We start from the raw sequence: 14,170 nt of genomic DNA, 5'->3' as shown, positions 1-14,170 counted from the left end.
CGTTACTTGCGCTCCAGCACCAGCAGCGGATCGATGCGGGTGTCGAACCAGTTCATGCCCCAGTGCAGGTGCGGCCCGGTGGCACGGCCGGTGGCGCCGACGGCGGCGATCACCTGGCCCTGTTCGACGCGATCACCGACCTTCACGTCGATGCGCGACAGGTGCAGGAAGTTCGAACTGACACCGAAGCCGTGGTCGAGCAGCAGGGTGCCACCGGTCAGGTACAGGTCCGGACCAGCGAACGTCACCACACCGGCCGCCGGTGCCTTCACCGGGGTGCCGGTCGGCACTGCGATGTCCATGCCGGAGTGGCCGGCACCGGGCTGGCCGTTGTACACGCGGGCGTTGCCGAAGCGGCCGCTGATGCGGCCCTGCACCGGCCAGATGAAGGTCTGGGTGAAATCGGTGCGGTTGTCGTCGCGCGCACGGGCAGCGGTGACCTGCGCCTGTTCGCGCTTGATCCGCTCGGCGATGGCCGGCGGCGGATTGACCGTCTTCGGCGGTACGCCGTTCACCCGCTCGGTCGGCCAGTCGCGTGGGGTCACGGCGATGGCGGCCGTCTCGCCGCTGCCATCCGGTCGGCGGATCTGCACCTGCAGCGGGCCCTTCTCATCGCGACCGATGCCGAACACCACGCTGCCGTAGCTGCTCACGCGCAGGTCGCGGCCTGCATAGCGCACGCTGCTGCCGGCGGGAACCTTGCCGATCACCAGCGCGCCCTGCGACGCGCTGGCCGGGAACACCACGCGGCTGTCGATCAGGTCGCCGATGCCGTCCTGTGCCTGGGCTGCGGAGAGCAGGGGCGCTGCCAGCAGCAGCGCCGCGAACATGAGTGCCGGACGCATCAGCGGTCGTAGGTCATGCGCTGGCCGGCGGGCTTGCCCACCAGCGTGCTGCCGTCCCACACCAGCTGGCCGTTGACCCAGGTGGAGGCCACGCGCGAACGGAACGTGGTGCCCTCGAACGGCGACCAGCCGCACTTGGACAGCACGTCCTCGCGCTTGACCGTGAACGGCACATCTTCCACCAGCACCAGGTCGGCGAAGTAGCCTTCGCGCAGGAAGCCACGCTCTTCCACATCGAACAACTGGGCCGGGGCATGGGCGAATTTTTGCACGACCTGCTCGCGGGTCAGCTTGCCTTCGTGCACGCGTTCCAGTGCGGCAACCAGCGCGTACTGCACCAGCGGCAGGCCCGACGGCGCCTGCGCATAGGGCTTCTGCTTCTCTTCCCAGGTATGCGGGGCGTGGTCGGTGGCCAGCACGTCCAGCACGTCGTCAGCCAACGCGGCGGTGATCGCCTCGCGATCGGCCACGTCCTTGATCGCCGGATTGCACTTGATCAGGTTGCCCTTGGTCGCGTAATCCGGGCGGGCGAAGTGCAGGAAGTGCACGCAGGTCTCGGCGGTGATCTGCTTGCGGCTGCCGTCGGCGCGGATCAGCGGGCCCTTCTCGAACAGCGCCAGTTCGTCGGCGGTGGAGATGTGCAGCACGTGCAGGCGGGTGCCATGCTTGCGCGCCAGCGACATGGCCAGCCGCGTCGACTTGATGCAGGCCTCACGCGAACGGATGTCCGGGTGCATCTCCGGGGTCAGTGCGTCGCCGTACTTCTCCTGGAACGCTTTCAGGTTGGCATCGATCATCGGCGTGTCTTCGCAGTGCGTGATGATCGGGGTGGGGCACTCGCGGAAGATCGCGTCCAGGGTTTCGGGGTTGTCGACCAGCATGTTGCCGGTGGACGCGCCCATGAACACCTTCACGCCCGGCGCCTTCTTCGGATCGAGCGCACGGATGGCGTCGAGGTTGTCGTTGCTGGCACCGTGGTAGAAACCGTAGTTGGCCCAGGCACGGCCGCGCGCCAGCTCGTACTTGGCTTCCAGGATGGTCGAATCCAGGGTCGGCGGGTTGGTGTTGGGCATGTCCATGAAGCTGGTCAGGCCACCGGCCACGGCCGCGGCCGATTCGCTGGCGATGTCACCCTTGTGGGTCAGGCCGGGTTCGCGGAAATGCACCTGGTCGTCGATCATCCCGGGCAGCAGCCAGCGCCCGGCCGCATCCACCACCTGTTCGCCATCACGCGGAGTCAAACCCTTGCCGATCTGCGCGATGCGGTCGTTCTCGATACGCAGGTCGCCTTCGAAGGTGCGGCCTTCGTTGACCAGGCGGGCATTGGTGATGAGCGTGGAGGACATGTCAGTGTTTTCCTGTGCAACGGCAAGAGGGGGCGTTGGGAGATTCGGGCACTGGATCGAAGCCGCCGGGATGGAACGGATGGCAGCGGCCCAGCCGTCGCGCCGCCAGCCAGCTGCCGCGCAGCGGGCCGTGCCGGGAGATGGCATCCATGGCGTATTCAGAGCAGCTCGGCACGAAACGGCAGCGAGGCCCCAGCAGCGGGCTGATGAAGCGCTTGTAGAAGCGCAGCAGGGCGATGAGCAGGCGCGAGATCACGCAGTCATCTTAAGCCAGTTGGCATGAAGGCCGCATTTGTGCAGGATGGGCCGTTGGTCGCATGTCGTAGATGGCCTGCGACCGCTAGCGGCACCCCTCCAGGTGCCGGACAGGTTCCGTACCGCGCAAGGCGGTCCGTGTTCGTCGGACCGCACCTTGGACCCGTTGACTCCTGGACTGAATGGAGCGGGCCCCCAAGGTTGCTGCTGCGGGTCGGGTAGGCTATAAAGGCCCGCTTTCCCGGGCCCCGGGGAATCCAAGGAAGAGCGTTTCGTGGCTGCTAAAAAAACTGCAAAGAAGGCCGTCAAGGCCGCCAAGAAAACCGCCAAGCCTGTTGTGAAGAAGTTGGCGGCCAAGCCCGTTGCCAAGAAGCCGGCCAGCAAGCCGGCGACCAAGGCGGCATCCTCACAGCCGGCGGCCAGGAAGGCCACCGCAAAGAAAGCGCCGGTGAAATCCGGCAAGCCGGCAGTGGCGAAGAAGCCCGCTGCGCCGGTCAAGGCCAAACCTGCCGCTGCCAGCAAGAAGGCGCCGGTGGTGAAGAAGGTTGCCAGCAAGGCTGCGCCGGTGAAGAAGGCCGCTGCCAAGCCGGCACCGAAGAAGGCAGCAGCCAAGCCAACGCCGAAGGCGGTGGTGAAGAAGGTTGCCGCCGCGCCTGCTGCCAAACCGGCAGCAAAGAAGGTGGCGCCTGCCAAGCCGGCACCGGCCAAGAAGGTTGCCAAGAATGTCGCCCCGCCGGCCGCCAAGCCGACGCCGGCCCCTGTAGTGAAGTCCGCACCGAAGCCAGCTGCGAAGCCGGCCCCGGCCAAGTCTGTCCCGGCCAAGACCGCGGCAGTGGCGGCAGCCAAACCGGCCCCCAAGCCGGCCCCGGCCGCCGCTTCTGCAGCATCGACCGCCCCGCAATCCAAGAATCCCGTGCCCGTTTCGAAATCGCCTGCCAAAACCGCCGTGAAATCCGATTCCGCTCCGAAGACCGTGACCCGCCCCGTGGGCAAGGTCGCCGTGGCCGTTGCCGCCCGTTCGACGGCACCTGCGCCGCGCAGCAAGTACAAGGTCGTCGAATACAAGACCGACGAGGCCACTGGCCGCCCGATCCTGCCGGCAGGCTACAAGCCGGCCTCGGACGAGGAGTACATGAGCCCGCTGCAGCAGGAGTACTTCCGTCAGCGCCTGCAGAACTGGCGCGCCGACCTGGTGGAAGAGTCCAAGCAGACCATCGAGAACCTGCGTGAGGAAGTGCGTGACATCGGCGATGAAGCCGAGCGCGCGACCCGCGAAACCGAGAACTCGCTGGAGCTGCGCACCCGTGACCGTTACCGCAAGCTGATCGGCAAGATCGACAGCACCCTCAAGCGCCTGGAAGCAGGTGATTACGGGTACTGCGTGGACACCGGTGAAGAGATCGGCCTGGAGCGCCTTGAAGCGCGCTTGACCGCCGAGCGCACCATCGACGCCCAGGAGCGTTGGGAGCACCTGCAGAAGCAGCAGGGCGACTGATTCCGGTTCGTTGTGATGTCATGCAGAAAGCCCGGCTTCGGCCGGGTTTTTTGTTGGGTTCGAGTTGGCTGCGTAGAGCGGCGCCTTGCGGGTATCGGGGTGAGCCTGCGGGTGGGGCCAGGCAGGACACGCTGCAAGTACATCCCTGTACGCTCGGCCGCGGCATCCATGCCGCGGACGGTCCTGCCCGGCCCACCCGCAGGCTCTCGACGCCTCCCTGCGCGCGGTCGCTGGAGAGCCGAACCACGCTCGGCTCAGGCCGGAGCCGGAGATTGGATGGAAGGGCAAGAGCAGCCAAGCATGGCTTGGCTCTACCAGCGGCGAAGAGGCGCCGCTGTTCTGTAGAGCCGACTGTTGGTCGGCTGGCTTTCCGCGCCGTCCCTTGATTCACCGAGGAGCGCAGGGCACCGGTGCGTAGCACCGGCTCGCGGATGGCGGCGCGTTTCCGCCGCGGTCGCGGAAAGAGCCCGCCGCTACCGGCGCGTGTGCGCACGGAAATCCGCTCTACTGCAGATCGCGCAGATTCAATTTCCGCAGCGTCGGGTTCTTCCATGCAGTGACCCCGGCCACGCTCAGCACCGCGAATCCGCCCAGTACCACCGCCGGTACCAGCCCCAGCACTTTGGCCATGGTGCCGGCATAGAACGCGCCCAGTTCGTTGGACGAACTGATGAAGATGCCGTTGATAGACGATACCCGGCCGCGCATCTCTTCCGGCGTGGCCAGCTGCAGGATGGTGGAGCGGATCACCACCGACACGCCGTCGAAGGCGCCGTAGAACAGCAGGATCAACGCCGACAGCCAGAAGTGCTGGGACAGGCCGAAGCCGATCACGCACAGGCCGAAGCCGGCGACCGCGAACAGCAGCACCCGACCGGCATTACGGTGCAGGGGGTGGCGCGCCAGCCACAGGCCAACGCACACCGAGCCCAGTGCCGGCGCCGCGCGCAGGATGCCCAGGCCCTCCGGGCCGTGATGCAGGATCTCGTGCAGGAACGCCGGCAGCATCGCCACCACACCGCCCAGCAGTACCGAGAACATGTCCAGCGCCATGGCGCCGACCATGATCCGGTTGCCGACCACGAAGCGCGCGCCTTCGGCAATGCTCTTGAAGATCGGGGCGGCTGGGCCGGCATGCACCGGCTCTTCCACCTTCAGCGTGGCCAGGCAGCCCATCGCCACCAGCGCGAAGGCCGTGGCCACCGCATAGGACAGGCCCTTGCCACCGAAGCCGACCAGTACGCCACCCAGTGCCGGGCCGGCGATCATGCCAGCCTGGAACACCACGGCGCCAAGGCCGGCGCCACGGGCGAAGTGCTCGCGTGCCAACACCCGGGCGAACAGTGCGTTGTAGATCGGCGACAGGAAGGCGCGGACCATGCCGGTCAGTGCGATCGCCGCATAGATCGGCCACACGCCCTCAACCGGCAGCCAGCCCTTGGCCACGCTGGTCAGCACCAGCGCGGTGGCGACCAGGCCGGAACAGGCGACCATGCCCAGCTTGCGGCGCGGCAGATGATCCACCAGATAACCGGCGAACGGGGCCACGCAGAAGAACGGCAGCACCTCGGCCAGGCCGATCAGGCCCAGCGAGAACGGATTGCGGGTGACTTCGTAGATGTGCCAACCGACGGTGACCGCGACCACCTGGTAGGACAGCATCGCGAAGATGCGATACGCCAGCAGCCTGGCGAAACCGGGCCGGGACAGCAGGCCCAGCGCGGTGTCTTCGGCCGTGGCGGGCTCGCTCACGACGGATCGCGCTGCAGCTGGGCCTGCGCGGTCTCGCGGATGAACGCCAGCATCGCCGCCACGCCGTTGCTGCGGGTCGGCGACAGGTGGCGGGCCAGACCGATGTCCTGGATATAGCTGGGTTCGGTGGCCAGGATCTCCTGCGCGGTGCGCCCGGAGTACACGCGCAGCGCCAGGAAGATCAGGCCGGAGACGATGGCCGAATCGCTGATGGCGTGGAAGCGCAGCGACTGCGCGTTGCCTTCCGGCACGATCCAGACCATCGACTGGCAACCGAGCAGGCGGTGCTCTTCGGTCTTCCACGCGTCCGGGAAGGCGGGCAGCTTGCGGCCGAGGTCGATCAGGTACTGGTAGCGCTCGGACCAGTCGCCGAAGAAACCGAATTCCTCGGCGATGGCCGTCTGTGCCTCGGCGGCGGTGGGTTCAAGCGGGAACGGGGAGTCGATCACAACAGTCTCTACAGTAGGGAGCGTGGCCGGCTGACCGGCCACGGGGCAGGGCAGGTCAGCCGCGCTTGCGCGACCAGCGCACGCCCTGCGGGGTGTCTTCCAGCACGATGCCTTCGGCGGCCAGCTGGTCGCGGATGGCGTCGGAACGAGCGAAGTCACGTGCCTGCTTGGCTGCCGCGCGTTCGTCGATCAGGCCCTGGATACGCGCATCGTCGTCGCTGTCGCCGGCGGCGTTGCCGAACCATTGCGCCGGATCGGCCTGCAGCAGGCCCAGGGCGAGGCCGGCGCCAAGCAGTTCACTCTTCAACCGTGCGCGTTCGCCAGGATCGGTGGCGCGGCGCGCTTCACCGGCGATACGGGCCACTTCGGCCAGCGCCTGCGGCGTATTGAGATCGTCATCCAATGCCGCTTCGATCTCTGCCGGGATCACCGCGGTGGCGGCAACGTCGGCCAGCTCGCGCAGGGTGCCGTACAGGCGGTCGAGGGTGCGGCCGGACTGTTCGATCAGCGCATCGGACCAGTCCAGCGGCTGCCGGTAGTGGGCCGACAGCAACGCCAGGCGCAGCGCCTCGGGGGCATGCCTGCGGACCAGGTCGTGGACGCGCTCGATGTTGCCGATCGACTTGCTCATCTTGGCGCCGCCGAAGTTGAGCATGCCGTTGTGCAGCCAGAAGCGCGCGAACACCTTGCCGCCGTGCGCGCACTCGCTCTGTGCGATCTCGTTTTCGTGGTGCGGGAACTGCAGGTCGACGCCGCCGGCATGGATGTCGATGGTCTCGCCCAGGTGCGCGGCGGCCATCGCCGAGCATTCGATGTGCCAGCCCGGACGGCCGCGGCCCCAGGGCGATTCCCAGCCCGGCAGGTCGTCGCTGGACGGCTTCCACAGCACGAAGTCGCCGGGGGCGCGCTTGTAGGGAGCGACCTCGACCCGGGCGCCGGCCAGCATCTCGTCCGGATCGCGGCGCGACAGCTTGCCGTAGCCCTCGAAACTGCCGACGGCGAACAGCACGTGGCCCTCGGCGGCGTAGGCATGCCCGCTGCTGACCAGCTGCTCGATCATGGTGATGATCTGCGCCATGTGCGCGGTCACTTCCGGCTCGATGTCCGGCGGCACCACGCCCAGCGCGGCCATGTCTTCACGGTAGGCAGCAGCGAAACGGTCGGTGATGGTGCTGATCGGCACGCCCTGCTCGCGCGCGGCGGTGTTGATCTTGTCGTCCACGTCGGTGATGTTGCGGGCGTAGCGCAGGGCACCGAAGCGCCGCCGCAGCAGGTCGGCCAGCACCCCGAACACCACCGGCCCACGGGCGTTGCCGATGTGCACGTAGTTGTAGACCGTCGGGCCGCACACATACAGGGTCGGACAGGCCGGATCGAGCGGAGTGAACGGTTCGAGCTGGCGAGTCAGGTTGTTGTGCAGGCGCAGGGTCATGGGTCTGTGACTGGGGGACAAGCCTGTGATTTTAGAACGTGTCGGGGCCCTTTGGGGGGACCGTTGCCACCGGTGGACGTCACCGGCGGCCGGGGTGGGGTGGGCAGGAACGGCGCGGACGGGTAATGTTCAGCCCCTTGCGGTCACCACTGCCTACACTATTGCCGTGTCCCTGCTCCCTTCGCCAATGAAAACCACCGCGTTGCTGACCCTGGCCTGCCTGTCGGCGCTGCCCGCCGTGGTCCGGGCCCAGGAGGCCGAGCCCCGCAACCGGGTGGTGATCGTGGAGAACGTGAAGTTCGACTACGCCCAGGTGCTCAACGTGGAGCCGGTGTTCCAGACCCTGCGTGCCACCCGCACCGAGGAGCACTGCGAGCCGGTCTCGACCCGTACCCTGGCCCCGGTCAACGTCACTGGCGAGGAGCCGGTTGAGGACAAGGGCCGCATCGGCCGCCTCTGGGATTCGGTTCGCTCGATGTTCAAGCGCAGCGACGAGGAAGTGCTGGAGGAACTGCCGGCCGAAGCCCCCGCCCCGGCGCCGGCCAACACGGGCCCGATGCTGACGCGGGACTGTCGTATCGTGCCCGTCGGACGCGAGTTCCGCCGCCCCATCGCCTATGACGTGGACTATGTCTACAAGGGCACCAAGTACCGTTCACGGCTGCCCGAAGACCCGGGCAACCGGCTGAAGATCCGGGTTTCGATCACCCCCTGGGTGGGCCCGGAGCAGGCTGCCGCCGGCACCCCCTGATTCTGCGACGCCGGCCTCTTGCGCCGGCCCCGGCCGCATGTAAAGATTGCCGACCAATGAAGCTCACCGACTTCCAGCACGACAGCAGCGCCGCCCGCCAGGCCACTGGCATGACGTCGCGTGCCCGTCGACCGGAACCCCACATTCTCGCTGGGTAATCCGGAGCTTTCTGCTGTTCGTCCGAAAAAAACCCAGCCCGCCGGCTGGGTTTTTTCGTTTCCGCGTTCTGAAAGCTTCATCTGCAACCTTTTCGCACCACCCTGGTTTCCGGTTTTCCCTTCCACCTTCCACCGCGTCGACCCTCGGCGCCGCTCATGCAAGGAATGATGATGTCCCCCAAGCACTTCCTGAACACCCAGGACTGGAGCCGCAGCGAACTTGACGCGCTGCTGACCCAGGCTGCGCTGTTCAAGCGCAACAAGCTCGGCGACCAGCTCAAGGGCAAGTCGATCGCGCTGGTGTTCTTCAATCCGTCCATGCGCACCCGCACCAGTTTCGAGCTGGGTGCGTTCCAGCTCGGTGCCCACGCAGTGGTGCTGCAGCCGGGCAAGGATGCATGGCCGATCGAGTTCAACCTCGGCACGGTGATGGACGGCGATACCGAAGAGCACATCGCTGAAGTAGCCAAGGTGCTCGGCCGCTACTGCGACATCATTGCCGTGCGCGCGTTCCCGAAGTTCGTCGACTGGGCCTACGACCGCCAGGACGTCGTGCTCGAGAGTTTCGCCAGATACTCGCCGGTGCCGGTGATCAACATGGAGACCATCACCCATCCGTGCCAGGAACTGGCGCACGTGATGGCCCTGCAGGAGCATTTCGGTACCCAGGACCTGCGCGGCAAGAAGTACGTGCTGACCTGGACCTACCACCCCAAGCCGCTGAACACCGCAGTGGCCAACTCGGCGCTGACCATCGCCACCCGCATGGGCATGAACGTGACGCTGCTGTGCCCGACCGCCGACTACATCCTCGACGAGCGCTACATGGGCTGGGCCGAGCAGAACGTGGCCGAGAGCGGCGGTTCGCTGAAGATCAGCCATGACATCGACAGTGCCTATGCCGGTGCCGACGTGGTCTACGCCAAGAGCTGGGGCGCGCTGCCGTTCTTCGGCAACTGGGAGCCGGAGAAGCCGATCCGCGACCAGTTCAAGCACTTCATCGTCGACGAGCGGAAGATGGCCCTGACCAACAACGGTGTGTTCAGCCACTGCCTGCCGCTGCGCCGCAACGTCAAGGCGACCGACGGCGTGATGGATTCGCCGCAGTGCATCGCCATCAACGAAGCCGAGAATCGCCTGCATGTGCAGAAGGCGATCATGGCTGCTGTTGCCGGCCGCTGATTTTCGTACGTCGTTCAAGCACTCCAGACAATCCGCCGGGCATGGCCCGGCGCTACCAGGACATACCCCCCATGAGCAACAAAGACGTCGTTCTCGCCTTCTCCGGCGGCCTTGATACCAGCTTCTGCGTGCCGTACCTGCAGGAGCGCGGCTACAACGTGCATACCGTGTTCGCCGATACCGGCGGCGTGGATGACGAAGAGCGCGATTTCATCGAGAAGCGTGCCGCCGAGCTGGGTGTCACCAGCCACCAGACCGTCGATGGCGGTCCGGCCATCTGGTCCGGCTTCGTCAAGCCGTTCGTGTGGGCCGGCGAGGGCTATCAGGGCCAGTACCCGCTGCTGGTGTCGGACCGTTACCTGATCGTCGATGCCGCGCTCAAGCGCGCTGCCGAACTGGGCACCAACATCATCGCCCACGGCTGCACCGGCATGGGCAACGACCAGGTGCGCTTCGACCTGGCAGTGAAGGCCCTGGGTGACTACCAGATCATCGCGCCGATCCGCGAGATCCAGAAGGAACACACCCAGACCCGCGCCTACGAGCAGAAGTACCTGGAAGAGCGTGGCTTCGGCGTGCGCGCCAAGCAGCAGGCCTACACCATCAACGAGAACCTGCTGGGCCTGACCATGTCCGGCGGCGAGATCGATCGTTGGGAAGCACCGGGCGAGGGCGCCCGTGGCTGGTGCGCACCGCGCGCCGAGTGGCCGGAACAGGCGCTGACCGTCACCCTGAAGTTCGTCGAAGGCGAAGCTGTCGAGCTCGACGGCAAGGCACTGCCGGGCGAGCAGATCCTGGCCCAGCTCAACAAGCTGTTTGCCCCCTACGGCGTCGGCCGTGGCGTGTACACCGGCGACACCGTGATCGGCCTGAAGGGCCGCATCGTGTTCGAGGCACCGGGCCTGGTCTCGCTGCTGGCCGCGCACCGCGCGCTGGAAGATGCGGTGCTGACCAAGCAGCAGAACCGCTTCAAGCCGGACGTGGCGCGCAAGTGGGTGGAGCTGGTGTACGAAGGCTTCTACCACGACCCGCTGAAGACCGACATCGAAGCCTTCCTGAAGTCTTCGCAGGCCAAGGTCAACGGCGAAGTGGTGCTGGAAACCCGTGGCGGCCGCGTCGACGCCGTTGCGGTGAAGTCGCCGCACCTGCTCAACACCAAGGGCGCCACCTATGCGCAGTCGGCCGACTGGGGCGTGGAAGAAGCCGAGGGCTTCATCAAGCTGTTCGGCATGAGCTCCACCCTCTACGCGCAGGTCAACCGCTGAGCGGTTGACCACGCTTTCCACCTCAACCCCGCGCCGTTGGCGCGCCCCCTTCAACAAGAAGGGGGCTCTCCACCAGACGCGTTCCGGTAGCGCCGGGCCATGCCCGGCGGAATTCCACAGGAACTGTTGATTCATGCTTGAACAGACGCTCGATCACCTGCAGGCACTGGTGTCCTTCGACACCCGCAACCCGCCGCGTGCGATCACCACCGGTGGCATCTTCGATTACCTGCGCGACAACCTGCCCGGGTTCAATGTGGAGGTGATCGACCATGGCGCCGGCGCGGTCAGCCTGTATGCCGTGCGCGGCACGCCGAAGTACCTGTTCAACGTGCATCTGGACACCGTGCCAGACTCGCCGCACTGGAGTGCCGACCCGCACGTGATGCGCCGCCTGGACGACCGCGTGGTCGGCCTTGGCGTGTGTGACATCAAGGGCGCGGCTGCGGCGCTGGTGGCGGCCGCCAATGCCAGTGATGGCGACGCGGCCTTCCTGTTCTCCAGCGATGAAGAAGCCAACGATCCGCGCTGCATCGCGGCGTTCCTGGCCCGGGGCATTGCGTACGAAGCGGTGCTGGTGGCCGAACCGACCATGAGCGAGGCGGTGCTCGCGCATCGTGGCATCAGCTCGGTACTGATGCAGTTCGCCGGCCGTGCCGGCCATGCGTCGGGCAAGCAGGATGCAGCCGCCAGTGCGCTGCACCAGGCGATGCGCTGGGGCAACCGCGCGCTGGACCATGTCCAATCGCTGGCCTCGGCACGCTTCGGTGGATTGACCGGCCTGCGCTTCAACATCGGGCGCGTGGAAGGTGGCATCAAGGCCAACATGATCGCACCGGCGGCGGAAGTGCGTTTTGGTTTCCGGCCGCTGCCGTCGATGGATATCGATGCGCTGCTGGCGACCTTCGCCGGCTTCGCCGAACCGGAAGCGGCGCTGTTCACCGAAACCTTCCGTGGCCCCAGCCTGCCGGCAGGAGATATCGCCGAAGCCGAGCACCGCCGCCTGCTGGCGCGCGACGTGGCCGACGCGCTGGACCTGCCGATCGGCAACGCGGTGGACTTCTGGACCGAGGCGTCGCTGTTCTCGGCCGGTGGCTACACCACGATGGTGTTCGGTCCGGGCGACATCGCCCAGGCCCACACCGCCGATGAGTTCGTGACGCTGGAGCAGCTGCAGCGCTACACCGATGCCGTACACCTGATCATCGCCGCCGGCGCCTGATCGACCCACAACGCCGCTGCGCTTCTGCGCGGCGGAACTGCAACGCGGCGACCGCCGCCTGTGACGAAACCGAAATGTCTCCTGCCCTCCAGCCCCACCGCCAGACCCGCCAGACCATCGTGCGCCTGCTTTCGAGCATGGCCAGCGCGAAGGAGATCAGCCAGTACCTCAAGCGCTTTTCGCAGCTGGACGCCAAGCGCTTCGCCGTGGTCAAGGTCGGCGGCGCGGTGCTGCGCGACGATCTCGACGCGCTGACCTCCTCGCTGTCGTTCCTGCAGGAAGTCGGCCTGACCCCGATCGTGCTGCACGGCGCCGGCCCGCAGCTGGATGCGGAACTGTCGGCCGCCGGCATTGAAAAGCAGACGGTCAACGGCCTGCGGGTGACCTCGCCGGAAGCGCTGGCGATCGTGCGCCGGGTGTTCCAGCAATCCAACCTGCGCCTGGTCGAAGCGCTGCAGCAGAATGGCGCGCGCGCCACCTCCATCACCGGCGGCGTGTTCGAGGCGGAGTACCTGGGCCTGGACACCTACGGCCTGGTCGGCGAGGTGAAGAAGGTCAACCTGGCGCCGATCGAGGCCAGCCTGCGTGCCGGCTCGATCCCGGTCATCACCAGCCTGGGCGAGACCGCCGGTGGGCAGATCCTCAACGTCAATGCCGACTTCGCCGCCAACGAACTGGTGCAGGAGCTGCAGCCGTACAAGATCATCTTCCTGACCGGTACCGGCGGCCTGCTGGACGAGCAGGGCAGCGTGATTGATTCGATCAACCTGTCCACCGAGTACGACCACCTGATCGCACAACCGTGGATCCACGGTGGCATGAAGGTGAAGATCGAACAGATCAAGTCCCTGCTGGACCGGTTGCCGCTGGAATCGTCGGTGTCGATCACCCGGCCGGCCGACCTGGCCAAGGAACTGTTCACCCACAAGGGCTCGGGAACGCTGGTGCGCAAGGGCGAGAAGGTGCTGCGTGCAACCGCCTGGAGCGAGCTGGACCTGCCGCGCCTGAAGGGCCTGATCGAATCCAGTTTCGGCCGCACCCTGGTGCCGGACTATTTCGAGAGGACCACGCTGCTGCGCGCGTATGTCAGCGAGAACTACCGCACGGCGGTGATCCTCACCGATGAGGCCGAGGGCGTGTACCTGGACAAGTTCGCCGTGCTCGATGATGCCCAGGGCGAAGGCCTTGGCCGCGCGGTCTGGAACGTGATGCGCGAGGAAACCCCGCAGCTGTTCTGGCGCTCGCGCAACGGCAACCCGATCAACCACTTCTACTACGCCGAGTCCGATGGCTGCTACAAGCAGGGTCATTGGAAGGTGTTCTGGTACGGTGCCGATGGCATCGACCGGATCAGGACCTATGTCGACCACTGCGCGGTGCGTGCGCCGAGCCTGGAGGGCTGAGCGCGATGAACCATGCAGACTGGACCCGGGTACCCACGTTGACCGGCACGCATGCGCGGCTGGAACCGCTGCAGATGAGCCACATCGACGGCCTGCGCGGCGCGTTGGGCGAAGGCGCGCTGTCCAGGCTCTGGTACACCCAGGTGCCCGATGCGAAGGCCATGACCGGCTATGTGCAGGCGGCGCTGCAGGCACAGGCCGAAGGCAAGGTGCTGCCGTTCGTGGTGTTCGATGCCAACGACCAGATCGTCGGCACCACCCGTTACTACGATCTGCAGCCGGACGTACCGCGGCTGAGCATCGGCTACACCTGGTATGGCGAATCGGTGCAGCGCACCGGGGTCAACTCCGAAACCAAGCTGATGCTGCTCAGCCATGCCTTCGAGCGGCTGGAATGCCTGAGCGTGGTGTTTGAAACCAGCTGGTTCAACTTCACCTCGCGCACCGCGATCGCACGCCTGGGCGCCAAGCAGGATGGCGTGCTGCGCAATCACCGCCGGCATCCCGACGGCACGCCGCGCGACACCGTCATCTTCTCCATCATCGATGCGGAATGGCAGGGCGTGAAACGCCACCTGCAGCACCGCCTCGATTCGCACGCATGAGCACGCACGC

Annotated in this window: 13 protein-coding genes; 7 read left to right on the top strand and 6 right to left on the bottom strand. The window is 66.5% G+C overall.

The window, feature by feature from the left end:
- Positions 1-2 precede the first annotated feature (2 nt).
- The 3 genes from AC1DCU_RS02035 to yidD are packed head-to-tail and all read right to left on the bottom strand — an operon-like array spanning position 3 to position 2,447.
- Positions 3-845, bottom strand: coding sequence for a M23 family metallopeptidase (locus tag AC1DCU_RS02035; protein ID WP_478013589.1), 843 nt, complete (start codon positions 843-845; stop codon positions 3-5).
- Complete coding sequence (locus tag AC1DCU_RS02030) at positions 845-2,191, bottom strand: dihydroorotase (RefSeq protein ID WP_033831575.1); 1,347 nt, start codon at positions 2,189-2,191, stop codon at positions 845-847. The genes AC1DCU_RS02035 and AC1DCU_RS02030 overlap by 1 nt, the downstream gene beginning before the upstream one ends.
- A gap of 1 nt (position 2,192) precedes the next feature.
- Positions 2,193-2,447: a membrane protein insertion efficiency factor YidD gene (gene yidD, locus AC1DCU_RS02025; protein ID WP_014037867.1), complete on the bottom strand. Its 255-nt coding sequence runs from the start codon at positions 2,445-2,447 to the stop codon at positions 2,193-2,195.
- 273 nt (positions 2,448-2,720) lie between these two features.
- Between yidD and dksA the strand changes: the two genes are divergently transcribed.
- Complete coding sequence (gene dksA, locus AC1DCU_RS02020; RefSeq protein WP_059064669.1) at positions 2,721-3,941, top strand: RNA polymerase-binding protein DksA; 1,221 nt, start codon at positions 2,721-2,723, stop codon at positions 3,939-3,941.
- A 504-nt stretch (positions 3,942-4,445) separates the two neighbouring features.
- Here the strand turns inward: dksA and AC1DCU_RS02015 are convergent.
- Genes AC1DCU_RS02015 through cysS form a run of 3 tightly spaced genes read right to left on the bottom strand, consistent with a single transcriptional unit; the run spans position 4,446 to position 7,574 of the window.
- Complete coding sequence (locus tag AC1DCU_RS02015; protein WP_032978720.1) at positions 4,446-5,693, bottom strand: MFS transporter; 1,248 nt, start codon at positions 5,691-5,693, stop codon at positions 4,446-4,448.
- The gene (locus AC1DCU_RS02010) at positions 5,690-6,142 is read right to left on the bottom strand and encodes a SufE family protein (protein ID WP_025876416.1); all 453 of its coding nucleotides are present in this window, start codon (positions 6,140-6,142) and stop codon (positions 5,690-5,692) included. Before AC1DCU_RS02010 ends, AC1DCU_RS02015 begins: the two co-directional genes overlap by 4 nt.
- Before the next feature lie 55 nt (positions 6,143-6,197).
- Positions 6,198-7,574: a cysteine--tRNA ligase gene (gene cysS / locus AC1DCU_RS02005; RefSeq protein ID WP_025876418.1), complete on the bottom strand. Its 1,377-nt coding sequence runs from the start codon at positions 7,572-7,574 to the stop codon at positions 6,198-6,200.
- Positions 7,575-7,761: 187 nt separating this feature from the next.
- On the opposite strand from cysS, the gene AC1DCU_RS02000 reads away from it, so the two are divergent.
- The 6 genes from AC1DCU_RS02000 (at position 7,762) to AC1DCU_RS01975 (ending at position 14,160) form a co-directional block, all read left to right on the top strand.
- Positions 7,762-8,325 carry a hypothetical protein gene (locus tag AC1DCU_RS02000; protein ID WP_442251610.1) on the top strand — a complete coding sequence of 188 codons (564 nt, stop codon included), beginning with the start codon at positions 7,762-7,764 and terminating at the stop codon, positions 8,323-8,325.
- 329 nt (positions 8,326-8,654) lie between these two features.
- Positions 8,655-9,665, top strand: a complete 1,011-nt coding sequence (locus AC1DCU_RS01995) for an N-acetylornithine carbamoyltransferase (RefSeq protein WP_442251604.1) — start codon at positions 8,655-8,657, stop codon at positions 9,663-9,665.
- A 71-nt stretch (positions 9,666-9,736) separates the two neighbouring features.
- Complete coding sequence (locus tag AC1DCU_RS01990; protein WP_025876423.1) at positions 9,737-10,930, top strand: argininosuccinate synthase; 1,194 nt, start codon at positions 9,737-9,739, stop codon at positions 10,928-10,930.
- Between the two features lie 133 nt (positions 10,931-11,063).
- Positions 11,064-12,152 carry an acetylornithine deacetylase gene (locus AC1DCU_RS01985; protein WP_032978726.1) on the top strand — a complete coding sequence of 363 codons (1,089 nt, stop codon included), beginning with the start codon at positions 11,064-11,066 and terminating at the stop codon, positions 12,150-12,152.
- A gap of 74 nt (positions 12,153-12,226) precedes the next feature.
- Entirely contained in the window at positions 12,227-13,555 is a 1,329-nt protein-coding gene (locus AC1DCU_RS01980) for an acetylglutamate kinase (RefSeq protein WP_025876427.1), read from the top strand.
- A 5-nt stretch (positions 13,556-13,560) separates the two neighbouring features.
- Positions 13,561-14,160 (top strand): GNAT family N-acetyltransferase, encoded by a 600-nt coding sequence (locus AC1DCU_RS01975; protein WP_025876429.1) that lies wholly within the window; start codon positions 13,561-13,563, stop codon positions 14,158-14,160.
- The last annotated feature ends 10 nt before the right edge of the window (positions 14,161-14,170 follow it).

The sequence above is a fragment of the Stenotrophomonas sp. 10L48 genome (genome assembly GCF_056395105.1).
The sequence above is the reverse complement of the archived record's forward strand: the minus strand, read 5'-3'. Positions and strand labels throughout refer to the sequence as shown.

Excerpts from the sequence above, each read along its gene's own strand:
- AC1DCU_RS02035 (WP_478013589.1), bottom strand. The coding sequence starts at position 845 with ATGCGTCCGGCACTCATGTTCGCGGCGCTGCTGCTGGCAGCGCCCCTG.
- AC1DCU_RS02030 (WP_033831575.1), bottom strand. The coding sequence starts at position 2,191 with ATGTCCTCCACGCTCATCACCAATGCCCGCCTGGTCAACGAAGGCCGC.
- cysS (WP_025876418.1), bottom strand. The coding sequence starts at position 7,574 with ATGACCCTGCGCCTGCACAACAACCTGACTCGCCAGCTCGAACCGTTC.
- AC1DCU_RS02000 (WP_442251610.1), top strand. The coding sequence starts at position 7,762 with ATGAAAACCACCGCGTTGCTGACCCTGGCCTGCCTGTCGGCGCTGCCC.
- AC1DCU_RS01995 (WP_442251604.1), top strand. The coding sequence starts at position 8,655 with ATGTCCCCCAAGCACTTCCTGAACACCCAGGACTGGAGCCGCAGCGAA.
- AC1DCU_RS01990 (WP_025876423.1), top strand. The coding sequence starts at position 9,737 with ATGAGCAACAAAGACGTCGTTCTCGCCTTCTCCGGCGGCCTTGATACC.
- AC1DCU_RS01985 (WP_032978726.1), top strand. The coding sequence starts at position 11,064 with ATGCTTGAACAGACGCTCGATCACCTGCAGGCACTGGTGTCCTTCGAC.
- AC1DCU_RS01980 (WP_025876427.1), top strand. The coding sequence starts at position 12,227 with ATGTCTCCTGCCCTCCAGCCCCACCGCCAGACCCGCCAGACCATCGTG.
- AC1DCU_RS01975 (WP_025876429.1), top strand. The coding sequence starts at position 13,561 with ATGAACCATGCAGACTGGACCCGGGTACCCACGTTGACCGGCACGCAT.